The organism is Massilia sp. TWP1-3-3 (assembly GCF_049897805.1).
In the GTDB taxonomy this organism is placed as follows: Bacteria; Pseudomonadota; Gammaproteobacteria; order Burkholderiales; family Burkholderiaceae_D; genus Telluria_A.
The window spans coordinates 210657-234647 of sequence record NZ_JAFCWX010000008.1; the positions used below are offsets into that span (position 1 = coordinate 210657).

21 protein-coding genes are annotated in these 23991 nt (G+C 62.4%); 9 read left to right on the forward strand and 12 right to left on the reverse strand.

Going from position 1 to position 23991, the window contains the following annotated elements; all coding sequences use genetic code 11:
* The first annotated feature begins 29 nt into the window (after nt 1–29).
* Nucleotides 30–536: a hypothetical protein gene (locus ACP7D4_RS10510; protein ID WP_426104184.1), complete on the forward strand. Its 507-nt coding sequence runs from the start codon at nt 30–32 to the stop codon at nt 534–536.
* A 193-nt stretch (nt 537–729) separates the two neighbouring features.
* Here ACP7D4_RS10510 and parC read toward each other — a convergent pair whose 3' ends face one another.
* Genes parC through ACP7D4_RS10535 form a run of 5 tightly spaced genes read right to left on the reverse strand, consistent with a single transcriptional unit; the run spans nt 730 to nt 8839 of the window.
* Complete coding sequence (gene parC, locus ACP7D4_RS10515) at nt 730–3054, reverse strand: DNA topoisomerase IV subunit A (protein ID WP_426104185.1); 2325 nt, start codon at nt 3052–3054, stop codon at nt 730–732.
* Nucleotides 3055–3059: 5 nt separating this feature from the next.
* A complete protein-coding gene (locus ACP7D4_RS10520; RefSeq protein ID WP_426209000.1) occupies nt 3060–4796 on the reverse strand; it encodes a hypothetical protein in 1737 nt (578 codons plus the stop codon).
* Nucleotides 4793–5134 (reverse strand): hypothetical protein, encoded by a 342-nt coding sequence (locus ACP7D4_RS10525; protein ID WP_426209001.1) that lies wholly within the window; start codon nt 5132–5134, stop codon nt 4793–4795. Before ACP7D4_RS10525 ends, ACP7D4_RS10520 begins: the two co-directional genes overlap by 4 nt.
* Nucleotides 5131–6840, reverse strand: coding sequence for a molecular chaperone HscC (locus tag ACP7D4_RS10530; RefSeq protein WP_426104189.1), 1710 nt, complete (start codon nt 6838–6840; stop codon nt 5131–5133). The genes ACP7D4_RS10525 and ACP7D4_RS10530 overlap by 4 nt, the downstream gene beginning before the upstream one ends.
* Nucleotide 6841: 1 nt before the next feature.
* On the reverse strand, nt 6842–8839 hold the full coding sequence (locus ACP7D4_RS10535; RefSeq protein WP_426104190.1) for a DNA topoisomerase IV subunit B: 1998 nt from the start codon (nt 8837–8839) through the stop codon (nt 6842–6844).
* 161 nt (nt 8840–9000) lie between these two features.
* Between ACP7D4_RS10535 and ACP7D4_RS10540 the strand changes: the two genes are divergently transcribed.
* Entirely contained in the window at nt 9001–9819 is an 819-nt protein-coding gene (locus ACP7D4_RS10540) for a response regulator (protein ID WP_426104192.1), read from the forward strand.
* Nucleotides 9820–9887: 68 nt separating this feature from the next.
* Entirely contained in the window at nt 9888–10868 is a 981-nt protein-coding gene (locus tag ACP7D4_RS10545) for a gamma-glutamyl-gamma-aminobutyrate hydrolase family protein (protein WP_426104194.1), read from the forward strand.
* Nucleotides 10869–11037: 169 nt separating this feature from the next.
* On the opposite strand, the gene ACP7D4_RS10550 is transcribed toward ACP7D4_RS10545, so the two are convergent.
* From ACP7D4_RS10550 to ACP7D4_RS10570, 5 genes are all read right to left on the reverse strand, one after another.
* A complete protein-coding gene (locus ACP7D4_RS10550; protein WP_426104196.1) occupies nt 11038–12162 on the reverse strand; it encodes a YbdK family carboxylate-amine ligase in 1125 nt (374 codons plus the stop codon).
* Nucleotide 12163: 1 nt separating this feature from the next.
* Entirely contained in the window at nt 12164–13345 is a 1182-nt protein-coding gene (locus ACP7D4_RS10555; RefSeq protein ID WP_426209002.1) for a cation:proton antiporter, read from the reverse strand.
* A gap of 109 nt (nt 13346–13454) precedes the next feature.
* On the reverse strand, nt 13455–14624 hold the full coding sequence (locus ACP7D4_RS10560) for a vWA domain-containing protein (RefSeq protein ID WP_426209003.1): 1170 nt from the start codon (nt 14622–14624) through the stop codon (nt 13455–13457).
* Nucleotide 14625: 1 nt separating this feature from the next.
* Nucleotides 14626–15219 (reverse strand): GNAT family N-acetyltransferase, encoded by a 594-nt coding sequence (locus ACP7D4_RS10565; protein WP_426209005.1) that lies wholly within the window; start codon nt 15217–15219, stop codon nt 14626–14628.
* Nucleotides 15219–16085 carry an AAA family ATPase gene (locus ACP7D4_RS10570; protein WP_426104202.1) on the reverse strand — a complete coding sequence of 289 codons (867 nt, stop codon included), beginning with the start codon at nt 16083–16085 and terminating at the stop codon, nt 15219–15221. The genes ACP7D4_RS10565 and ACP7D4_RS10570 overlap by 1 nt, the downstream gene beginning before the upstream one ends.
* A gap of 250 nt (nt 16086–16335) precedes the next feature.
* Between ACP7D4_RS10570 and ACP7D4_RS10575 the strand changes: the two genes are divergently transcribed.
* The 3 genes from ACP7D4_RS10575 to ACP7D4_RS10585 all read left to right on the forward strand — a co-directional run bounded on the left by ACP7D4_RS10575 (nt 16336) and on the right by ACP7D4_RS10585 (nt 18213).
* The gene (locus tag ACP7D4_RS10575; RefSeq protein ID WP_426209006.1) at nt 16336–17403 is read left to right on the forward strand and encodes an alpha/beta hydrolase; all 1068 of its coding nucleotides are present in this window, start codon (nt 16336–16338) and stop codon (nt 17401–17403) included.
* Nucleotides 17404–17543: 140 nt separating this feature from the next.
* Nucleotides 17544–17861, forward strand: a complete 318-nt coding sequence (locus ACP7D4_RS10580; protein WP_426104206.1) for a c-type cytochrome — start codon at nt 17544–17546, stop codon at nt 17859–17861.
* Between the two features lie 10 nt (nt 17862–17871).
* Nucleotides 17872–18213 (forward strand): c-type cytochrome, encoded by a 342-nt coding sequence (locus tag ACP7D4_RS10585; RefSeq protein ID WP_426104208.1) that lies wholly within the window; start codon nt 17872–17874, stop codon nt 18211–18213.
* A gap of 115 nt (nt 18214–18328) precedes the next feature.
* Here the strand turns inward: ACP7D4_RS10585 and ACP7D4_RS10590 are convergent, their stop codons facing one another.
* Nucleotides 18329–18754 (reverse strand): DUF1841 family protein, encoded by a 426-nt coding sequence (locus tag ACP7D4_RS10590; RefSeq protein ID WP_426104210.1) that lies wholly within the window; start codon nt 18752–18754, stop codon nt 18329–18331.
* Nucleotides 18755–19306: 552 nt separating this feature from the next.
* Nucleotides 19307–19936, reverse strand: coding sequence for an RNA pyrophosphohydrolase (locus ACP7D4_RS10595; protein WP_426104211.1), 630 nt, complete (start codon nt 19934–19936; stop codon nt 19307–19309).
* 204 nt (nt 19937–20140) lie between these two features.
* On the opposite strand from ACP7D4_RS10595, the gene ACP7D4_RS10600 reads away from it, so the two are divergent.
* The 3 genes from ACP7D4_RS10600 to ACP7D4_RS10610 all read left to right on the forward strand — a co-directional run bounded on the left by ACP7D4_RS10600 (nt 20141) and on the right by ACP7D4_RS10610 (nt 23990).
* A complete protein-coding gene (locus ACP7D4_RS10600) occupies nt 20141–21874 on the forward strand; it encodes a proline--tRNA ligase (RefSeq protein WP_426209007.1) in 1734 nt (577 codons plus the stop codon).
* A 23-nt stretch (nt 21875–21897) separates the two neighbouring features.
* Nucleotides 21898–22494: a lytic transglycosylase domain-containing protein gene (locus ACP7D4_RS10605; RefSeq protein WP_426104308.1), complete on the forward strand. Its 597-nt coding sequence runs from the start codon at nt 21898–21900 to the stop codon at nt 22492–22494.
* Between the two features lie 113 nt (nt 22495–22607).
* Nucleotides 22608–23990, forward strand: coding sequence for an alkaline phosphatase (locus tag ACP7D4_RS10610; RefSeq protein WP_426209009.1), 1383 nt, complete (start codon nt 22608–22610; stop codon nt 23988–23990).
* Nucleotide 23991 lies beyond the last annotated feature (1 nt).

The window sequence follows — 23991 nt, forward strand, 5'->3', positions numbered from 1 at the left end:
TTCCACCATATAGTTAAAGGCACCTAAACATGAATAAATTACTCGCTACCCTGATCGCCGGTTTGTTTGCTACGTCGGTTTTTGCACAAACTCCTGCAGTGACCGCCAAGGCTACTGCTGCTACGCCAGCATCGTCGGCTGTTGTTAAAGCAGTTGCCGAAGGTGACAAGGACATCGCCAAGGCAGAGATGAAAGAAGCCAAAGTCGACGCCAAGGCTGACACCAAAGTCACCAAAGCTCATGCTAAAGCCCACGAAAAGAAAGTCAAAGCCAAAGCGAAAGCTGTTGAAGCTCACGCCGACGCAGTGGAACATGTCGCCAAGGCAGACCCAGAAGACAAAATGAAAGCAGAAGCCAAGGGCGAGAAGAAAGTTGCTTCCGCCAACTTGAAGGCTGAAAAGAAGATGATCAAAGCTGATGCAAAAGCAGAGAAAGTTGCTGTTGAAGCTGGCGCCGACAAGGCTGTTGCTGCTGCCAAGACTGCAGAAGTCAAAGCGGAAGCCAAAGCTGACGTAAAAAAAGCCGCAACCAAGTAATATTGGTTCAGCAGTAAAGAAAAACGGAGCCTGCGGGCTCCGTTTTTTGTTGGCTGATCAAGTCTGATCAAGCCATGAGATGCCGCTTCCCGTAGGGCGGAAAAGCGCAAGCGCATTCCGCCAGTGCGTGCGACCCATTAACGCATGCATCGGCGGAATGCGCTCTCGCTTTTCCGCCCTACGTTTGCCGTCACTATACGATCGGTTTGAGCGTGATGCACTTGATCTTGGCCACCAGCGCCTTGCCCTTGCGCGCGCGCTTGCCAAAGTGGACCGCCAGCCCTGAAGCGGACAAGTCCACGTCGCGCGGCTTGTTGCCGGCCCAGGTGCCGTGCACGGTCACGCCCTTTTGGCTGATCGGCTGCACCGATATCAGCTTTTCCTTCGGCTCCAGTTCCATCAGCGTGACGCCGCGCCCGCCATTGGTCAGCGTCTTGAGTTCATCCATGCCGAACACCAGCAGCCGACCCTTTTCGGACAGGCACGCCACGGCACTGGCATTGGCCGCCACGACCTGCGGCGGCAGTGGCGCGCCGCCTTCGTCGAGTGTCATGAAAGCTTTGCCGCCCCGTAGTCGGCTGACCATGTCGCCAGCCTTGGCCGCGAAACCGTAGCCGCTCGAAGACGACAGCAACAGGTTGGTCGCGGCGCTCCCCGCAAAGTAGTGCAGGATGCGCACGCCGCCCGACAGATCGACCAGCGTCGTCACCGGCACGCCGTCGCCGCGCGCGCCCGGCAGGGCCGCCACGGGCACGGAATAGACCTTGCCGTTGTCGCCAAAGCCGAGCAGGGTGTCAACGGTGCGGCATTCGAAGGCGCCGTACAGCGAGTCGCCCGCCTTGAAGGTGAATTGCGCGATATCGTGGCCGATGCCGGTACGCGCGCGCACCCAGCCTTTTTCGGAAATGATGACCGTGACCGGTTCGTCGATGATTTTCTGTTCGGTGCTGGCGCGCTGCGCTTCCTCGATCAGCGTGCGGCGCGTGTCGCCGTACTGCTTGGCGTCGGCCTCGATCTCCTTGATGATCAGGCGTTTCATCGTTGCCGGGTTGTCGAGGATATCCTGCAGCGATGCCTTGTCCTTGCGCAGTGCGGCCAGTTCCTGCTGAATTTTGATGTGTTCCAGGCGCGCGAGCTGGCGCAGGCGCAATTCGAGAATATCTTCGGCCTGGATGTCCGACAGCCTGAATTCTGCAATCAGGGCCGCTTTCGGCTCGTCAGAATTGCGGATGATGCGGATCACTTCATCGATATTGAGCAGGACCGCCTCGCGCCCCTCCAGAATGTGGATGCGATCATTGACCTTGCCCAGCCTGTGCTCGGTGCGCCGGCGCACCGTCACAAAGCGGAAGTCGATCCATTCCTGCAAGATGTCGGTCAGCCCTTTTTGGCGCGGACGGCCGTCGCCGCCGATCATGACCAGGTTGATCGAGTTCGACGACTCCAGCGACGTATGCGCCAGCAGCATCTGCATGAATTCGGTCTGGTCCTGGTTCTTCGACTTCGGCTCGAACACCAAGCGCACCGGTGCGGCGCGGCCCGATTCGTCGCGGATCGTGTCGAGCGAACCGAGGATCAGCTGCTTGAGCGTGAGCTGTTCCGGCGAGAGTGCTTTTTTGCCCATCCTGATTTTCGGATTGGTCAGCTCCTCGATTTCCTCGAGCACCTTTTGCGACGACGTCCCCGGCGGCAGTTCCGACACCACGGCCTGCCACTGCCCGCGCGCCAGCTCTTCGATCTTCCAGCGCGCGCGTACCTTCATCGAGCCGCGCCCGGTGGCGTACATCTCGGCGATCTGCGCCGGCGGCGTGATGATCTGCCCGCCGCCCGGGAAGTCCGGGCCGGGCACCAGCGCCATCAGTTCGGTGTGCGTGATTTTCGGGTTGCGGATCATCGCCACCGCGGCCTGCGCCACCTCGGTCAGGTTGTGCGACGGGATTTCCGTCGCCAGACCAACCGCGATGCCCGAGGCGCCATTGAGCAGCACCATTGGCAGGCGGGCCGGCAGCGTCTTCGGTTCCTTGTGTTCGCCGTCGTAGTTGGGCTGGAAGTCGACCGTGCCCTGGTCGATTTCATCGAGCAGCAGCGCCGCGATAGGGCTCAGACGTGCTTCCGTGTAGCGCATCGCCGCAGCGCCGTCGCCGTCGCGCGAGCCGAAATTGCCCTGGCCGTCGATCAGCGGGTAGCGCAGCGAAAACTCCTGCGCCATGCGTACCATGGCGTCATAAATCGACTGGTCGCCGTGCGGGTGCAATTTACCCATCACGTCGCCGACCACGGCGGCCGATTTGCTCGGCTTGGCCGTGGCCGAGAGGCGCAGTTCGTTCATGCGGTACAGGATGCGGCGCTGGACCGGCTTCTGGCCGTCCGCCACGTCCGGCAGCGCGCGGCCCTTGACGACCGAGACGGCGTAGTCGAGGTAGGCGCGTTCGGCGAAGGTGGACAGCGTCAGCGTTTCGGCGTCGTCGTCGCCCGGCGGCGGTGGAGGTGCTTCAAAGAGATCGGTTTGGTTAGGCATGGTGCTTATGAAAATTGATGTTGATTGGTTTTTGCGCGAACCATGTTCACGCTCATGAAAGTAGCGATAAAGATCAGGCCAAGGGTGAGGCTGGCCACGGGCTGGCTGGCGAGGCTCGACGCCGCCCCGAAAACATTGAACAGAAGAGCGCGCACGACGTAGGCTGCAATGACGGCGTAAAAATGCTGGATCGTCGGCCGTGACAGCAGCATCCCGGCGAGCAGCCAGATCCACATTCCCTGCGGGTACTCGGCATCGACTTGCACCCTGCCGGCGTAGCCGGTCAATGCGGCGACGCCCGCGAGCCAGGTAACGCGGCCAACGATGATCCAGCTGTCCGGCACGCCCAGCCAGTCGGCCAGGTCGGCCCCGCCGCGATTAAGCAGCAAGAAGAAGCAGTATGCGGCCAGCATGTATGTCAACATGCCGTTGACACCATGACTGCTGTAACCCATGCTCAGGCTGACGACGACGCCGACGACAGCTGCAATAGCGAGCCCTCGGCGCGACATTACTGCTGAATTTGCAAACGTGGCGGCGAGGGCGCAACCGAGCATCACCGCAAAAAGGCACAGTGAGGCCAGCTTCGACAGGTTCGGGATGAACAGGCACAGCGACGCAATCGCAAACACGCCCATCCAGCCAAATTGTGCGCCCGGTCGAAAGCGCACGTCATGCACCATCTTCGCGAGCCAGTTCCCCAGGGCCGCCGCGTAATCGCGTCCCTTGAACACCAGATAGCCAATGCCGATAAAGGAGATGGAATGGGCCACGATGAAGGCCGGCAGACCGTAGTCTTTCAGCAGGGTGACGGTCTGCCCTTCAGGCGTTACTGTATTAATATTGAGCAGCGTGAAAACCGCGATCAACCACAATCCCATTCCGGTCAGGAATGAGCCAAACGCAGTGCCAATAAAATAGCGCTTGCGTTCGGCGGCTGCTTCCCACGCTTCGAAGATGTCGCCATCGAGGTGAAAGTGCAGCATGTCGGCGTGCCCCCAACGGATCGAGGCTGCCAGTTCGCGCATTCTGACGGTGAACGCCTTATCGCACAGTCGCAGGAACTTGTTCTTGCCTTCGCCGTCAAGCAATACGCGAACCGCTTCGTCCTCGCCCGCCTGCGCGCGGAAATACATGAGCGAGCGGTAGGCGCGCAACCATGACAGCATGGCGCCTGTCTCTTCTGGCATGTCGCGCGAGACCAGGATGCAGTCCTCTTCCCATCGAAAGTACTCTGCCAGCGCCACGCGCAATTCATCGGCGCATCCTTCTGCGGCACAGTACTGGACGGCGCACAGCTCGAAGCAGTGGCGCACGTCGAAGTTGAGCAGTTCGCCATCGACTTCAAGCCGCCGCAGGGCCTGGCCCGGCTCTACGTGGACGTCGGTCAGGAAAGCGACCCATACGCGGCGCGCTTCGATCATGGGATCCACCGCCAAGCTGGACGCCGGTTCGAATTCGTAGGCGGCGGTATAGATTTGCGCTTCCGGTTCGGTCGCATCCTCCTGGCCGCGCTGGTAGGCTGCGGTGTACACCGGAACTTCAGTAGCTTCGTCCTCATCTTCGTCGGCCAGCGCCGCTTGCCTTGCGAGCCGCAGGGCGGACTCGTAAGCCTCGCGCAACGCCTGGAACGCCTGCTGGTCGTCTTCGGGGCGGGTAATTTTCAGCCTGGCGGCGTACGCGCGTTTGATCGCGCGTTCATCGCTGGTGGCCTTTATCCCGAGAATGGACCAGATATTCACGGCGCGATCCCGCTTTCAAAAGGCGCAGGGGCCAGGAAGGCGCAGGCCGCAACCAGCAAGTTCAACAGCGGACCGCCGTCGCAGAATGCCTTGTGTCCTTGCGTCACCTGGCCGGGTTCCTGCAGCACGAAGTCATTCCAGATCTGCGGCGCCGGGCCGCTTGCTGCATCGACCGGCCCGGCACCCATCCGCAGCGCCGCATCGTATGCTGCGCGCAGCTCCTGGAACGCCTCGGGATTTTCCTCGGGACGCGTGACTTTCAACCTCCTGGCGCACGCGCGCTTGATCTCGCGCTCGTCGCCGGTCGCCTTCGTCCTCAGGATGGTCCACACATTCACAGGAAAATACCGCCTTCGAGCTGGCGCATCACCTGCTCGAGCACCTCGCGCGCGCGGCGCGTGGCGATCGGCTCCTGCTTGTCGAGCACGGCCTGGAAGGCGGCGATATGCTGGGCCAGAAATTCGCGGTCCTGGCCGAGCAGCTGTTCGTACAGACGGTCGGCCTGGGCCACCAGCGTGCGGTTTTCAATCCGGTCGCGCGGATGGATCTTCAGTTCGGACAGTTCGACCAGGCGCTGCTCGATCTGCGCGGGCGTCATCACGCCGGCGTTTTCGGTGATCACCAGCTTGTGCTTTTCCTGCGAGGGCAGCACAGTGATTTCCGCTTCCAGCACGCCGCTCACGTCGTAAGTAAAGCGCACGTCGGCGCTCACTTCGCCCGCTTTCTTCGCGTCGATCGGAAACGTTAATGTACCCAGGTAGATATTGTCGGAAACGCGCCTTGACTCGCCCTGGTACACCTTGACCATCAGCTCCTTCTGGTAGTCGTTGATGGTGGTGATGTTCTCCACGCGCGACACCGGCACCGTCGAATTGCGCTCGATGATGGGCAGGAAGTGGCCGCCCTCATAGTTGTTGGGACCGACCTGACGCGCAATGCCGATCCCCAGCGAATACGGCGCCACGTCCGTCATCACCACTTCGTCGAGCGCCGCGTCGCGCATTTTCAGGCCCGCCTGCACGGCCGCGCCCAGGGCAATGGCTTCGTCGGGATCGAGATGGATCATCGGGAAACGGCCAAACATGCGCGATGCCAGTTTGCGCACCAGCGGCATGCGCGTGGCGCCGCCGGCCAGCACCACGGAATCGAGCTCGGACGCCTTGATGGTGGCGTCGCGCAGCGCGCGCTCCACCGGCGTGCGCAGGCGCTGCATCAGCGGCTCGCACAGTTGCGCCAGCGCGTCTTCGCTCAGCTCCCAGCTGTATTCTGTGCCGTTGTAGTGGAACGTCATCTTCGCCGTGGCGGCCTCCGACAGCGCGCGCTTGACGCGTTCGGCCTCGTCGCGCAGGCGCTGGCGCTGGCTGGGACTGAGCGGTTGGCCGCCGAGTGCCTTGTCCAGGCCACTCTTGATGAAAAAAGTGTCGAACATCAGGGTGACGAAGTCTTCGCCGCCCAAAAAATTGTCGCCGGCCGAGGCGCGCACTTCCATCACGCCTTCGAACAGTTCGAGGATCGACACGTCGAAGGTGCCCCCGCCCAGGTCGAACACCAAAAACTTGGTCTCGCGCTGGGTATCCTGGATGCCGTAGGCAAGCGCCGCGGCGGTCGGCTCGTTGAGCAGGCGCTCGACTTTCAGCCCTGCCAGCTGGCCGGCCACGCGGGTGGCCTTGCGCTGCGCGTCGCTGAAATACGCCGGCACCGTGATGATGGCTTCGGTGACCTTGTGGCCGAGGAAGGCCTCGGCATCTTCCTTGAGCGAGCGCAGCACCATCGACGACAGTTCTTCCGGACGGAAGCTCTGCTTGCCAAGCTGCGTCTGGCGCTCGCTGCCCATGTAGCGCTTGAACAGGGCCGCCGTCAGGTGCGGGTGGGTCTGCAGGCGCGCGCGCGCCGCTTCGCCGATCAGCACCGTGCCGTCGTCGTCCATGCCCACGCACGAGGGCGTCAGGTTCTGGCCCAGGGCGTTGGGAATGATGTTCGCCTTCCCGTCGCGCCAGACTGCTACCAGGCTGTTGGTGGTGCCAAGGTCGATCCCGATGATCATCTCAGATATCCGCTTCCGTTTCGTTGCCGTGCTCTTCGATCCACGCGCGGCGTGCTGCGGCCTCGCCCTTGCCCATCAACATATTAAAGCGCGCCGACGAGTCGCCGTGGCTGAAGTCGCCCAGCTTCACAGGCAGCAGGCGCCGCGTGTCCGGGTTCATCGTGGTTTCCCACAGCTGTTCGGCGTTCATCTCGCCCAGGCCCTTGAAGCGCGAGATGCTCCACGCGCCTGCCTTCAAACCGTCCTTGGACAGCTTGTCTTCGATCGCCAGCAGTTCGCCGGCGTCGAGCGCATACAGCTTCTGGATCGGCTTTTTGCCGCGCGCCGGTGCGTCAACCCGGTACAGGGGCGGGCGCGCGATGCAGATGTTCCCGTTCGTGAACAGGGCAGGGAAGTGCTTGAAAAAGAGCGTGAGCAGCAGTACCTGGATGTGCGAGCCGTCGACGTCGGCGTCCGACAGGATGCAGATTTTGCCGTAGCGAAGACCGGACAAATCAGGTGCGTCGCCGTGGCTGTGCGGGTCCACGCCAATGGCGACCGCAATGTCGTGGATCTCGTTGTTGGCAAACAGGCGGTCGCGGTCGGTCTCCCATGAATTGAGCACCTTGCCGCGCAACGGCAGGATGGCCTGAAATTCCTTGTCGCGCCCCATCTTGGCCGAGCCGCCCGCCGAGTCGCCCTCGACCAGGAAGATCTCGTTGCGCGCAATGTCGGTCGATTCGCAATCGGTCAGCTTGCCCGGTAAAACGGCCACGCCCGACGATTTTTTCTTCTCGACCTTTTGCAGCGAGCGCAGGCGCGACTGAGCCTGCTTGATGACCAGGTCAGCGAGCTTTTTGCCGTATTCGACGTGCTGGTTCAGCCACAGTTCGAGCGGCGGCTTGGTAAAGCTCGACACCAGGCGCACCGCGTCGCGCGAGTTCAGGCGCTCCTTGATCTGGCCCTGGAACTGCGGGTCGAGCACCTTGGCCGAGAGCACGAACGAGACGCGCGCAAACACGTCTTCGGGCAGCAGCTTGACGCCTTTTGGCAGCAGCGAGTGCATCTCGACGAAGCTTTTCACGGCGCCAAACAAGCCGTCGCGCAGGCCCGATTCGTGGGTGCCGCCGTTGGAGGTCGGGATCAGGTTGACATAGGACTCGCGCACCACGCCGCCTTCTTCGGTCCAGGCCACGACCCAGGCCGCGCCTTCGCCTTCGGCAAAGCCGTCGGTTTCGCCGTTCGAGTACTGGGCGCCTTCGAACACCGGGATCAGGGTTTCGCCGCTCGAACTTTGCGCCAGCATTTCGTTCAGGTAGCCGCGCAAGCCTTCTTCGTACTTCCAGGTGGTGACGTCGCCGGTCTTGCCGTTGGTGAGCGTGACCGTCACGCCCGGCAGCAGCACGGCCTTGGAGCGCAGCAGGCGCTGCAACTCGGGCTGCGAGATGGCGGGCGAATCAAAATACTTGGGATCGGGCCAGGCGGTCACGCGCGTGCCGCTCTTTTTGCCGTCGCGCGGGGCGGGCACCGAGACCAGCGGTTCGATCACGTCGCCGTGCGCGAACGCCATCTTGTGCATGCCGTTGCCGTTTTCTTCCTTGCGCCAGACCGTGATCTCCAGGCGCGTGGAAAGCGCATTGGTGACCGAGACGCCAACGCCGTGCAAGCCGCCCGAAAACGCATACGCGCCGCCCGAACCCTTGTCGAACTTGCCGCCCGCGTGCAATCGCGTGAAGACGATTTCCACCGTCGGCACGTTTTCTTCAGGGTGCAGGCCGACCGGGATGCCGCGGCCGTCGTCCTCCACCGTGATCGAACCGTCGGGGTTGAGCGTCACGCCGATGTTCTTGCAGTGCCCTCCCAGTGCTTCGTCGGAGGCGTTGTCGATCACTTCCTGGATGATGTGAAGCGGATTCTCGGTGCGGGTGTACATGCCCGGACGCTGTTTTACGGGTTCGAGGCCCTTGAGAACGCGGATGGATGATTCGCTGTAGTCGGATACGGGTTTTTTGGTGGCCATGTCAAAATTCTTTATGCGGATGCCTGCGCATTCTATCTTGTCGGACGGCAAAGTAAGAAGATTCGGCGAGAATCACTGCTTGCCAGCGCTGCCAATTGTGGTTAGATTCGTACGCACAGTGTGTCGGACGTGTGAATTCTTCCCCGGGTTGCCATAAATGTATGCATAAATACCCTTTTGCCATACGCCTGACCGGGTTCTGCCCGGAGGAAAGACCACGCCTGGCCAATATCCTGGCCAAGGCGCCGGTCGACGGGCCGGGCTATTTTTGCCTGCTTGAAGACAGTTTGCAAGACCCCGACCTGACGATCGCCAACGGCGACGACATCAAGGCGCTGGCGCGCCTGATGGCCATGCCGCCCACCGCGCTCGAACCGGCGCTGGTGGTGGGCGATGCGGTGCTCGATTTTCCGTATCCGCGCCTGGCGCGCCCGCTCGAGTTGCCGCGCCTGTTCGCCGTGCTGGGCGAGCTGCTGCAGCGCCGGGCCGAGGCGCAGGCGCAGTTGACCGCGCGCGGCCTGCCTTTCATCACCGAGCGGCGGCGCCAGCCGCGGCTGGACCTGGACATCACCGATCCGGACGAGTACGCCAGGCGGCGCAAGGCGCCCATCAAGGGCGCCGTGCTGATCATCGACAAGAGCGGGGCGCTGCGCGACCACATGGCCACGCTGATCGGCGAGTCGATCGCCGTCGAGTGGACCGATACTGCCGCCACCGCCGTGCGGCTGTGCGAGGAAACGCCGGTGTCGGTGGTGTTCATCAATACCTCGACGCCCGGGATCGATCCGTACGGCCTGGCCGGCGCCATCAAGACCCAGCGCAGCGGCGAGCGCATCGCCATTGTGCTGCTGGTGGGCGGCGCCTTTCACTATCACAGCCAGCGGGCCAAGGCGGCGGGGGTGCGCGGCATCCTCGACAAACCGGTTGCCGACCGCCACATCGTCGCCACGCTCAAAAGGCTGCTGTCGTTTCCCCTGTGACGCTGCACTGGAACCTTTTTGTTACATCTTTGAATCGTGCGACGGGCACATCGGGCTATATTTGACGGATGCCCGATTATGACAAGCCCGACCGGCGCGGACCGCCGACCGAAAAAGACGGTCTGCCGCATGCCACCCGCGTTCCGGACCGGCGCGCGGCCGATGCGCCGCCGCGCTATCTCAAGGTCAACGACACGCCACTGTCGTTGGCCCGGCGCATCGTCAGTTCGCGCTGGCGTGCGATGCGCGACAAGATCGGACGCGATTTTCTGCGCCGCACGCTGCGCATCGGGGTCTCTGCCCGCATTTTTCATCCGGAGCCTGGTTCCACGGGTTTGCGCAGCAAAAATCTGCAATATCTTGAAGAATCGATCGCCCAGTGGGTGATGTCGCGCGACGTGCTGGTGTTCATGGTGCCGACGGTTAATACCAGCGGTCTTCTACATCCCAGCAACATCACCTTGCGCCATTACGCGCGCCATCTGGACGGACTGGTGCTGCAGGGAGGGGCGGATGTGTCGCCGCAGACCTATTCCGAGGCGCCGACCAGGCCCGAGTGGAATGGCGACCGGGCGCGCGACCTGTATGAGCTGGAGTTGCTGCATGAGTTTGTGGATGCGGGCAAACCGGTGCTGGGGATTTGCCGTGGCTGCCAGCTGATCAATGTGGCGTTCGGCGGCAGCCTGTACCAGGATGTGGCGACCAACGTGCCTGAGGCGCTGGCGCACGTGCATTCGGATTACGATGCGCATCGGCATGCGATCGTGTTTCCCGAGGGGTCGTCGCTCAGCCAGATGTTTCCGAAGGGGGCGCGGCCGGTTGTCAATTCGATTCACCACCAGGCGGTCAAGGATCTGGGGCGCGATATTGTGGTGGAGGCGGTGTCGGACCCGGACGGGATCATTGAAGCGATCCGGTATCAGCGGGCGAACTTTGTGATGGGGTTGCAGTGGCACCCGGAGTTTCACCGCGCGGGCGGCGTGGATTTGCTCGATTGCACGCCAATTTTGGACCGGTTTTTGCGGGCTGCGCGGGAAACCCGGCTGTAAAAGGCCGATGCTGCAATCGGCTTGGCCAACGCCCAGGTCGAACAAGGCCGGAGGCGCTGGGCGGCCTCCTTTTGCGTCAAGCGCCGTCGAGACGCATGGCGGAATGCGGGCAAGCCCTTTTCCGCCCTACGGCCCGTGGAAGTGCATAGTATTCCCACCGATCGCCCCTTCAATCACCGCTCCCCCTGAAGCGCCTGATCGCCGCATCCACCATCGCCTCCGCGCTGCCATGCGCCGCATACTCCATGCGCAGGTAACTCGCGTCGCTCGACCCCTGCGCCGCGGCCGACAAATGCCGTAACGCCGCCAAGCTCCCCAGCGCCTCGCCGTGCGGCTCCATCCGCTCCAGCGACGCCAGAATATCGTCCCGCAGCGACGTCGTCTCGTACGTCTTGGGATGCGTGATCGATCCATCGAGCCCGAACCGGCACGCCTGGAAGCGGTTGAAGTTGTACACCAGGTAGTCGTCCTCCACCGGCGCCTCTTCGCGCCGCTCCAGCAGGTGGCGGCACAGCGCCTGCAAGTATCCCGCCAGCGCCGCCGCCCGTTCCACCGTCAGCGGCGTGTCGCACACGCGCAGCTCGATGGTGCCGTACTCCGGCTTGGGCCGGATATCCCAGTAAAAATCCTTCATGCTCTTGATGATCCCGGTGGCCTCCATCTTGGCAAAGTACGCATTGGCAAATTCGTCCCAGGTCAGCATGAACGGCGCGCGCCCGCTCATCGGAAAAGCAAAGACTGAATTCAAACGCGCCGAATCGAAATGACTGTCATGCCCCTGCACGAAGGGCGACGACGCCGACAGCGCAATAAAATGCGGAATGTAGCGGCTGAGCGAATGCAGCAGGAACATGGCGTCGTCGCCCGAGGCGCACCCAATGTGCACGTGCTGGCCAAACACGGTGAACTGCTTGGCCAGATAGCCGTACAGCGCCGACAGTTCCCGAAAGCGCGGCTTTTCAAAGATCTTTTGTTCCGACCAATGCTGAAACGGATGCGTGCCGCCGCCCGACAGGCCGATATTAAGCTGGTCGCCGGCCGCCACCAGGATGTCGCGGATCTCGATCAGTTCGGCCAGCAGCGGCAGGTGGTGGGTGTGCACGCTCGAATTAATTTCGATCATGCTCTCGGCGATTTCCGGCGTTACGTTGCCGGGAAAGGGTTTGCGCGCCAACAGGTGCAGCAGGTCGGGGCTGGCGGCCGTCAGGTTGAAGTCCGACAGGTTCACCAGCTGCAGCTCGAGCTCCACGCCAAAGGTGAGCGCCTGCGACTGGGCGAATGGTTCGAGCGGCATGTCAGCTCTTCACCGGCGTTTCTTTGGCCCACACCAGCGCGCGCTGGATCAGGATCGGGCCGAACACTTCAAGCAGCAAGGTCACGCCGGCCATGGCGCGCAATTCCTCGGCCAGGTTCACGCCGCGCAAGCGTGTGTGCTCGAGCAGCAGGATCACAAATACCGACACCGGCGCCAGCCCTATCCCGGTCAGCGCACCCTTGCGCCACGAAATGCCCGACAGGTGCGAAAACGCCGTCACGCCGGCGGTCTTGGTCAGCAATCGCACCAGTACCAGCGCCAGCGCCAGCGTTATGCCGTCGGCCACGGTGCGCCAGTCCAGCGTGGAGGCGGCGAACACGAACAGCAGCACCGTGAGCAGTTCGCCCAACGGTCCAAAATTGCGCTGCGCCTGGCCAAACGCCACCCGCCTGTGGCGCGCCGTCAGCCCGAACGCGAGCGTGGACACCACCGGCGAGAGCTGCGCCGCGTAGCACACTGACACCAGCAAGATCACGGCCAGCGCAAAGCCCACCGTGGCGTCCTCGGACAGATTGCCCAGGGCGCGCAGCAACGCCGGCACGGCCACGCCGAACGCGGCGCCGATGGCGCCCGACAGCAGCAGCGCAACCAGACTGCTCAAGGTGGCATCGCCAATGTCGGCCGAGCTCTTGAAAATCCAGAATCCGACAATGACGTTGAAGGTGAACACCGCCATCACGCAGTTGAGCGCCGACAGGTGCAGCACCCGTTCGGTCACCTGGCCCGAACTGCGGCTTTCGTTAATGACGCGCACGACGGTGGCGGGCGAGGTCGACATGCCCAGCGAGGCGAGCATCAGCGCCGTCATCGACGAGGTGTCGAAGGCGCTGGCGACCAGGTAGATGGCGACAAAAGTGGCCAGCGCTTCGGCCAGGGAAGCGGCTCCCAGCCAGGGGTTGGTGCGCAGCCAGCGCAGGTTGATGCGGTAACCGAGCTCGAACAGGATCAGGCCAAAGGCCACGTCCGCCAAAAACAATATCGGCCCCGCGCCGGAGGGCGGCAGCACGCCAATCTGCGGGGCCGCCAGCGCAAAGCCGGTGACGCCGTAAAAACTGATGCGCGGCAGGCTTGTCAGGCGCTGGCCGATTTCTCCCGCGATCCAGGCGATGCAGATCGCCACGGGCCACGACAGGTCGGTCAGAATCGTCAGCAAATCGGGCATGAGGTCCTCGGTGGTAGATCGGGTAGATCGCACGCGGCATTGCGTGCCCGATTCTACAACCCGATCTCCCGCGCACGATTCCACATGGCGGGAATCCCGAGGAAAGTCCTTATTTACTCAGCAGGCGCATGGCGCGTTCCAGCCCATCGATGGTAAGCGGAAACATCCGGTTGTTCATGATTTGCCTGATCACGGAGATCGACTGGCGATACTGCCAGACGCCTTCCGGCTCAGGATTGAGCCAGGTGAATTTGGGGAAGGCGTGGCAAAAGCGGGCCAGCCATTCGGCGCCGGCTTCCTCGTTGTTGTATTCGACCGAGCCGCCGGGGGCCAGCACTTCATAAGGACTCATGGTCGCGTCGCCGACAAAAATGAGCTTGGTGTCGGCCGGGTACTTGCGCAAGATGTCCCAGGTCGGAAAGCGCTCGGCCGTGCGGCGCCGGTTGTTCTTCCAGAGGTAGTCGTAGACGCAGTTATGGAAGTAGAAAAACTCCATGTTCTTGAATTCCGTCTTGGCCGCCGAGAACAGCTCTTCGGTGCGCTCGATATGGTCGTCCATCGAACCGCCTACGTCGAGCAGCATCAGCACCTTGATCTTGTTCTTGCGCTCGGGCTGCATCTTGATGTCGAGGTAGCCGGCGTTGCTGGCGGTGGCGCGGATGGTGGCGTCGAGCGCGAATTCGTCCTCGGCGCCCTGGCGCGCGAATTTGCGCAGGCGCCGCAGCGCGACCTTGATGTTGCGCGTGCCCAGTTCGCGGTCGGCGTCGTAATCCTTGTAGGCGCGCTGCTCCCACACCTTGACGGCGGTCCGGTTGCCGCCGGCGCCGCCGATGCGGATGCCTTCCGGGTTGGTGCCGCCATTGCCGAACGGCGAAGTGCCGCCGGTACCGATCCACTTGCTGCCGCCTTCGTGGCGTTCCTTCTGCTCCTTGAGCAGTTCGTTCAGGCGCTCCATCAGCTTGTCGTAGCCGAATTTTTCAAGCTGGGCTTTTTGTTCGGCCGACAGCTCGCGCTCCATGCGCTTGATCAGCCAGTCCATTGGAATGCCGGTGCCCGTTTCGAACGCCGCGTTGATGCCCTTGAAGTACTGGGCAAAGGCGCGGTCGAACTTGTCGAAGTGGGCTTCGTCCTTGACCAGCGTGAGGCGCGACAGATAGTAAAAGTCGTCCATCGATGGCGCGATCACTTCCTGCTGCATCGCTTCGAGCAGGGTCAGGAACTCCTTGATCGTGACCGGGATCTTGGCGTCCTTGAGCGAAAAGAAAAAATCAATCAGCACGTTAGTTCCTTTGCAGCGTGTACTGCAGCTTGTAATGCAGGTGTGCTTTGATTTCCGGCCACTCGCCGCGCAGGATGCTATACATGACCGTGTCGCGCACGGTGCCGTCGCGGCGCAGGTGGTGGTGGCGCAGCACGCCGTCTTTTTTGGCGCCCAGGCGCTCGATGGCGGCCTGCGAGTGGAGATTGAAGTTGTCGGTGCGCAGTCCCACCACGGCGCAGCCGAGCGTGTCGAAGGCGTGCGAGAGCAGCAGCAGCTTGCAGCTGGTGTTGACATGGCTGCGCTGGCGGCTCTTGGCGTACCAGGTCCAGCCAATTTCCACGCGGTCCACTTCAGGCACGATGTCGTGGTAGCTGGTGGTGCCCATGACGGCCCCGCTGGCGACGTCGAGCACCGCGAAAGCGAGCCGGTTCGGCGTGGCCAGCGCGCTGGCGATGTCGTGCTCAACGTCCTGCGGCTCGGGCATCGACGTGGTGCGCAGCTTCCACAGCTCGCCGTCGCCGGCGGCCGCGCGCAGGCCGTCGGCGTGCGCCATCGAGAGCGGTTCGAGGCGCACGCCGTTGAACTCGAGCCGCAATGGTGCGACCTGGATCATCAGCGGTTCGCCCGTTGCATGGCGATCAGGCGTTCGAACAGGTGCACGTCCTGCTCGTTCTTGAGGAGCGCCCCGTGCAGCGGCGGCACGATGGCCTTGGCGTCCTTGCTGCGCAGCGCTTCGGCCGGGATGTCTTCGGCCAGCAGCAGTTTTAACCAGTCGAGAAACTCGGAAGTGGACGGTTTTTTCTTCAGGCCAGGCACGTCGCGCACTTCGTAAAAGCTTTGCAATGCGGTGGCCAGCAGTTCCTGCTTAAGGGTCGGGAAGTGGACCTTGACGATCTGCTCCATCGTATCCTTGTCCGGGAATTTGATGTAGTGGAAAAAGCAGCGGCGCAGGAAGGCGTCGGGCAGTTCCTTCTCGTTGTTGGAGGTGATGATCACCAGCGGACGGTGGGTGGCGACGACCATCTCGCGCGTCTCGTAGACGTAGAACTCCATGCGGTCAAGTTCGCGCAGCAGGTCGTTGGGGAACTCGATGTCTGCCTTGTCGATTTCGTCAATCAGGAGCACCACCGGTTCCGGCGCCGTAAAGGCTTGCCACAGCACGCCCTTGACGATGTAATTGTTGATGTCGCGAACGCGCTCGTCGCCAAGCTGCGAGTCGCGCAGGCGCGAGACGGCGTCATATTCGTACAGGCCTTGCTGGGCCTTGGTGGTGGACTTGATATGCCACTGCATCAGCGGCATGTCGAGCGCCTGCGCCACTTCTTCGGCCAGCATGGTCTTGCCGGTGCCCGGCTCGCCCTTGATCAGCAGCGGACGCTGGAGCGTGAGGGCGGCGTTGACCGCCAGTTTCAGGTCGGCTGTGGCGACGTAGCTGTCCGAACCCTGGAAACGGTGAGCCTTGTTGTGCGGTGCTTGCATGGGCGTGTATGGTCAAAGTGAAGTTAATCGGAGTATACGGCAGAACGGGAAGTGCAGGCTCGCCGGCGCCCTGAACCCGAGTGCGCACACTAATGACATCGCGTGGACGGAAAAGCGGCATCTCGTTTTGTGGGCACTTCGAGCTTTAATGTTAGAGTATTAACCTTGCTCGATTGCTTAGCGGGCCGTACCATGTTCAATGGTCCATCCGTAGCACCCCTTGATCAACCCACTGCCATCGATCCCCCTCATGAATATACGCGCCACCGTGTTGTTTGCATCCCTGATTGCCGCAGCGCCCCTCCAGGCATCGTCGCAGTCTGTCCAGAGCATTGCCGACGCGCCGCTTCCCTGCAAGGCCGGCCAGCAGATCAATGAAGAAGGCTACGTCAAGATCGGCGGTATCGAACAATGGGTGACGATCAAGGGTGCCGACTGCACCAATCCCGTGATCCTGATGGTGCACGGCGGGCCGGGCAATCCGAACACGGTGTTCGGCGCGCTGCCTTACGTGGCTTGGGAAAAGGACTTCACCATCGTGCAATGGGACCAGCGCGGCGCGGGGCGCACTTTCACCCGCAATCCTGCCACCGCAGAGGGAACGCTGAGCATCGCCGGCCTGGCCAACGACGGCACCGAAGTGGCTGCCTTTGTCGCCCGCCACCTGAAGGCCAAGAAATTGATCTTGATGGGAGGATCGTGGGGTTCGGCACTGTCGGTGCATATGGCCAAGTCGCGGCCCGAGCTGTTCGGCGCCTACCTCAGCACCGGGCAACTGGTGAACGGGCGCGAGAACGAAGCCGACAGCTATCGCAAATTGATGGCCCTTGCCCGCGCCGCCAACGACGCTGCGACCATCGCCGCACTTGAAGCGTTGGGCGCGCCGCCATGGCTCGCTCCGCGCAGCCCGGGCCAGTTCAGGAAAATTTCGCGCGGATACGAAGCGAAGACGACCACGCCCGCGCCCAAGGCCTGGTGGAGCCTTGCGCCGGCCTATGCATCTGAAAAAATGCAGGCCGAGTACGAAAGCGGCGAAGATTATTCGTGGATCCAGTATGTGGGCATGAAGGGCGACGGCATGCATGCCACCCTCGACCTGTACAAGCTGGGTACCGAGTTCCGGATGCCGGTGTTCATGATCGTCGGCGAGCAAGACCTGACTACCACGCCGGAGGTGGCAAAGCGCTACTTTGACGCCATCAAGGCGCCGAAGAAAGCGTTTTTCTTGCTGCCGCTGACCGGCCACGATCCCAATGGGCCAATGGTCGACGCCCAGTACAACATCCTCAAGACGCGCGTTACGCCGTTGTTAAAGTAAGCGATCCCGGCTCGCTTGATGTTGCTGCGCAGGCTGCATTGATGGACGAGGTTTGCTAATTCAGTTAAACTCGCAGGCTGATAGTGCAAGAAGTATCAATTTTGCACGTACGGTACCGACTACCTCTTACCATCGCCACCATGAAAAAATTCTTCGCACTTCTCGTGCTCGCCGGTGTCGCCAACTTCTCCGCGGCTGCGGATACGGTTGGTAACGCCAAGGCCGCTAAAGTTGAACAATGTATCGGCTGCCACGGCATTCCCGGTTACAAAGCAACTTTCCCTGAAGTTTATCCGGTACCGATGCTGGGCGGTCAGTCTGCCAAGTACATCGAAAACGCGCTGAACGCCTACAAAAAAGGCGACCGCAAGCACCCGACGATGCACGGCGTTGCCGCGTCGATGTCCGACCAGGAAATCGCCGACGCTGCTGCGTACTACTCCCAGCAAAAGAAATAAGGACAGAGCCATGAAAAAACTGATGATCGCCCTGTTCTGCGGCGCCGTGTCGATGAGCGCCTTTGCTGGCGGCAACGTCGCCAAGGGCCAGGAAAAAGTCAAGGAACTCAATTGCGCGGCCTGTCATGGCGCCGATTTCAACAAGCCGATCGACCCGAGCTATCCCAAGCTTGCCGGTCAACATGCCGAGTACATCGAGCACGCGCTCAGGGCTTACAAGCGTGGCGATGGTCCTAACGGGCGCAACAACGCGATCATGATGGGCCAGGTCAAGCCCTTGTCGAATGCCGACATGGCCAACATCGCCGCCTATCTGCAAAGCTTGCCGTCGGAGCTCGTGATCAAGCGTTGATGTTCAAGCGTTAATGATCGAGCGTTAAGTTTATCTTCCTCGCGCTGCCCCTGAATCCTTCCCGCCGGCTGAACCAGCCGGCCCGGAAGGATTTTTGCATGTGGCGCGCGCAGTGCTAACCGGCCCGCTTGCGCACACAGTCGACGTAGGCTGCGGCGTCGGGAGGGGCGCCGTCGCGCTGCGACTTCCAGATCATCTCGCCCAGGCATTCCATGATCTGGTGGTGGGCGTCGTGTTCGCCCAGGCGGGCGGTGAGGGCGGTGCACGCGGCGCGGATGCCGGGCGGCTGGTCGATCGAGACCTGCTCGGCGATCGACAGGTGCATCGACAGGTGCAGAAAGGGATTGGCCTGGCCGCCGTCGACGGAATAGTCGCGCGCGATGGCGGCGTCGATATCGGTCAGGGCGTCGGCGTATTCGGGGTGCTGGACGATCCAGTCGGCCGCGATGGCGTCCATCGGGGTCAGGATGTCGCCCGAGCGCTGTTTGCGGAACGCTTCGCAGAAGAAGCGCCGCACGTCGTGGGATGAGGGTGTGAACATGGGCGTATTGTACCCGTGTGTCGAAGCTGCCGACGACTCATGGCCGATTGCGGGCTGTGCCCTTATCCGCCCTACATGACTTCTTCGCAGCGAGCATGGGCGGATTGTTCCCCGGTGTCGAACGTAGGGCGGAAAAAGGCGAAGCCTGCATTCCGCCACGGGCCGCCGACGACTCATGGCGGATTGCGGGCTGTGCCCTTATCCGCCCTACATGACTTCTTCGCAGAACGCACGTGGCGGGACATGGTGCGAGCATGGGCAGATTGTTCCCCGGTGTCGAACGTAGGGCGGATAAAGGCGAAGCCTGCAATCCGCCATGAGCCGCCGACGACTCAAGGCGGATTGCGGGCTGCGCCCTTATCCGCCCTACATGACTTCTTCGCAGAACGCACGTGGCGGGAAGTGGTGCGAGCATGGGCGGATTGTTCCCCGGTGTCGAACGTAGGGCGGAAAAAGGCGAAGCCTGCATTCCGCCACGAGCCGCCGGGGACTCATGGAACAATGCAGGCTTCGCCTTTTTCCGCGGGGCACGGAGCCCCTACAATTGCTTGATTACTCTTTGGTCGGCACCAGCACCAGCTGCTGCGGCTCCTGCTCGCAACCGCTGTCCTCGGCCAGCACCACCGGCGCCTGGCTGCTGCGCGGCGCGTGCGGCTGGCGTAGGTAGCGCGCCGTATGGCGCCGTTCCTGCGTATGCCCGCCACTGGCCGGCCACGTCAAAAAGCGCGACAATTCCTGCAGCGCGCGCTGGTACACATCCCGCTTGAACTCGATGACCACGTCCAGCGGCACCCAGTAATCATGCCAGCGCCAGGCGTCAAACTCCGGATGGTCGGTCAGGCGCAGATTGACGTCGTTGTCGCGCGCGCACATGCGCAGCAAAAACCAGATCTGCTTTTGGCCACGATAATGCCCGCGAATCTCACGCTTGATAAAATGATCAGGTACTTCATAGCGCAGCCAATCCCGGGTGCGGCCTACAATCTTGACGTGCTCCTGACGTAATCCAATTTCCTCCTCGAGTTCGCGATACATCGCCTGCTCAGGCGTTTCACCGTATTTAATGCCCCCTTGCGGGAATTGCCACGAGTGCTCGCGCACCCGCTTGCCCCACCACACCTCGTTATTGGCGTTAAGCAGGATGATGCCGACGTTGGGCCGAAACCCTTCACGGTCGAGCATAGTGCACCTCGAAACTTTCTGCCGGGAGTGCGCCTTCTTACATATTTACCCACAAATTCTGTTCCCCACCAGGTTTTCGGGGTACGAAAACGGCGGGAAACACGTGAAACGGGCCCATTTGTATAAAGATTGGACGCATCAGCCAGCTAATCCTTTAAAATTAGGTTGATTATAACCCTCTCTTTTTAAAAAGAATTCACCGATATGCGCGCCTCACGTTTTTTTATTTCAACTTTAAAAGAAGCGCCTTCCGACGCCGAAATTGTCAGCCATCAGCTGATGATGCGTGCCGGCATGATCAAGCGCCTCGGTTCGGGCATCTATACGTATATGCCGACCGGCTTGCGCGTCATCCGCAAGGTCGAAGCGATCATCCGCGACGAAATGAACAAGGCGAACGGTATCGAATTGCTGATGCCGCTGGTGCAGCCTGCCGAGTTGTGGCAAGAGACCGGCCGCTGGGAAAAAATGGGCCCGGAACTGATGCGCGTGAAAGACCGCCACGGCCGTGAATATGCGATCCAGCCCACGTCCGAAGAAGTCATCACCGACGTGGTGCGCTCCGAAATCAAGTCGTACCGCCAGCTGCCGCTCAATTTTTACCATATCCAGACCAAGTTCCGCGACGAGCGCCGGCCGCGCTTTGGCCTGATGCGCGGACGCGAATTCACTATGAAGGACGCTTACTCGTTCGACCGCAACGAAGAAGGCTTGAAAGCGTCGTACAAGGTCATGTTCGACGCCTATACCGCCATTTTCAACCGCTTCGGCCTGAAGTTTCGCGCGGTGGCGGCCGACAACGGCGCCATCGGCGGCTCCGGCTCGCATGAATTCCACGTCATCGCCAGCACCGGCGAAGACGCCATCGTCTACTGCCCGACGTCCGACTACGCGGCCAACATGGAAGCGGCCGAAGCGATGCCGCTGGCCGCCGTGCGCGCCCCGGCCGGCAACGCGCTGACCAAAACCGCCACGCCCGGCGCCACCAAGTGCGAGTCGGTGGCCGACTTTCTCAAGCTGCCGCTGAGCCAAACGGTCAAGACCATCGCGCTGACGGTCGAGAAGGAAGTAGCCGGCAAGCCCGTCCTGGAAAACTGGATGCTGCTCATCCGCGGCGACCATGAACTGAACGAAGTCAAGGTCGGCAAAGTGCCTGGCCTGGCGAACCACCGTTTCGCCACCGAAGCGGAAATCCTCGCGTGCTACGGTTCCATTCCCGGCTACCTGGGGCCGATCGGCACCAGGACGCCCGTCACCATCGTTGCCGACCGCACGGTTGCCAACATGGCCGACTTTGTCTGCGGCGCCAACGAAGAAGGCTTTCATTACACGGGCGCCAACTGGGGCCGCGACATACCCGAACCAGTCGTGGCCGACCTGCGCAACGTGATCGAAGGCGACGCTTCGCCGGACGGCAAGGGCGTGCTGGCGATTGAACGGGGCATCGAAGTGGGCCACGTGTTCCAGCTCGGGACGTCCTACTCGGAAAGCATGAAGGCGACTTTTCTTGACGAAAACGGCAAGCCCGCACCGCTGCAAATGGGTTGCTACGGGATTGGCGTGACGCGCATTTTGGGCGCGGCGATCGAACAGAACTTCGACGACAAGGGCATCATCTGGCCGGCCGCGATCGCACCTTTTGAAGTGGTGCTGTGCCCGATGGGCATGGACCGCAGCGAGATGGTCAAGACCGAAGTGGAAGCCTTGTACGCAGCCCTGCAGGCAGCGGGCGTGGACGTGATCGTCGACGACCGCGGCCTGCGCCCGGGCGCCATGTTCGCCGACTGGGAACTGATCGGCGTGCCGCACCGGGTCGTGATTGGCGAGCGAGGCCTGAAGGAAGGCAATCTTGAATACCAGGGACGGCGCGACACCGAGGCCACGGCGGTACCGGTGGCGGACATGGTCGCGTTCATCCAGGGCAAACTGCGCTTGTGAGCAGGGGCGCGTACATTGCCCGCATGACGGCGCCGGCCTTGCTGCTGGCTGCGCTGTGCTGGCCGGGGGCGGCGCTGGCCGGCAACCAGAAGGAAGAGGCGATTGCCGACTCGCTCCGGCTGGCGCTGGCCAACGCCATCCGCGATGCCCGCCCGCCCAAGCCAACTTTTCGCGATGAGGCGGCAAAGGCGCGCTACCAGCTGTGGCTGGGGCAGATGTCCGAACGCCTCAAGCGCAAGCTGCCCGACGACCAGGTGCGTCTCGAGTTTCTCGAGGCGGCGTGGTATGAGTCAAGCCGTGCCGGTCTCGATCCGGGCCTGGTGCTGGGGCTGATCCAGGTCGAGTCGGCGTATCGCAAGTACGCGGTGTCGATGGTGGGCGCGCGCGGCTACATGCAGGTGATGCCGTTCTGGACCGGGGTGGTCGGTGACAGCGACCGCAGCAAGCTGTTTCACATGCAGACCAACCTGCGCTATGGGTGCGCGATTTTGCGCATGTATATCGACATGGAAGGCGGCAATTTGTACCTGGCCCTGGGGCGGTATAACGGCAGCCGGGGCAAGCCGCAGTATCCCAACTCGGTGTTAAGTGCGTGGAAGAAGTGGGAGTTCCAAGGGTAGTGGCGGCCCCCTTTTTCGCCATGCGCCGCCCGGAACGCCATCCCATTTTTTTGCCGCCGCAAGCCTCCCCGCAGTGTAGACTTCCCGTTTCTCCCCAAGCACGAGAGTTTTCCATGCGTTTTTCCATCGTCGGCGCCGCACTGCTGGCCGCCCTGGCCGGCTGCGTGTCGGTCCAGCCGCCGCAGGCCGTATCCAGCCACCCCAAGAACATCCTCTTTTTCCTCGGCGACGGCATGGGCATCAACACGCTGACCGCCGCGCGCATCTACGCCGTGGGCGAAGACGGCGACCTGACGCTCGACACCTTGCCTGAATCGGCCTTCGTCAAGACGTTTTCCAATGACGCGCAAACCACCGACAGCGCCGCCTCCATGTCGGCCTACATGACCGGCATAAAGTCCAACAACGGCGCCATCTCGATGAGCACCGACACGCCCGCGCGCGAGGGCTGCACCGGCGGGCGCGCCGCGCCCTCGCTGGCCGAACTGGCCAGGCGGCGCGGCATGGCCGTTGGCGTCGTGACCACCACCCGCGTGACCGATGCCACGCCGGCGGCGGTGTATGCCCATGCGTGCCACCGCAGCAAGGAAGCCGACATTGCCAGCGCGCTGGTGCCAGGCGGGGCCGGTTACAACAGCGCGCTTGGCGGCCTTGACGTCCTGCTCGGCGGCGGAACCGACGCCTTCCTGCCGCTAGCCCAAGGCGGCAAGCGGGCCGACGGCCGCGACCTGCTGGCCGAACTGCGCACCAGGGGCTATCGCAGCGTGGCCGACAGCGCGCAACTGAACGCCGTCGACGCCGCCTCGGGCGCTCCCCTGGTCGGCCTGTTCGCGCCTGAAAACCTCAGCTACGATGCCGTGCGCAACCCGGCGCGCGATCCGGGCCTGGCCGCGATGGCGAGCAAGGCGATCAGCGTGCTGTCGAAAAAGCCGAATGGGTTTTTTCTCGTGGTCGAGGGCGGCCTGATCGACCTGGCGCTGCACGACACGCACGCCAAGCGCGCGCTGCAGGAAGTGGTCTCGTTCGACAACACGCTCAAAGCCACCATCGCGCAAATGCAGGCCATCGATCCGGGCCTGAAAAATACGCTGATCGTCGTCACCGCCGACCATGACCATACGCTGCTGTTAAACGGTTACGCGCGCCGCACCGGCAAGACCACGCCGACCGAACCTGGCGTGCTGGGGCTGGTGCGCCGGGTCGACAACGGCAAGGTGCGCGTGGATGTGGATGGGGCGCCGTTCACCATCATCGGCTTTGGCACGGGCGAAAGCCGGGTCCAGGGCAAGCGCGCTGCGGCGCCGCTGCTGACCGATGCCATCGTGACGGCCGACGACTACCACCAGCAAGCCGTGGTGCGCACGGCTGCCGGTGACGAAACCCACGGCGGCAGCGATGTTTTTCTCGGTGCGATCGGCGCCGGCGCCGACGCCTTCCACGGCGCGATCGACAACACGCGTGTCTTTGAGCTGATCAAAGCTGCCGGCGGCTGGTAAG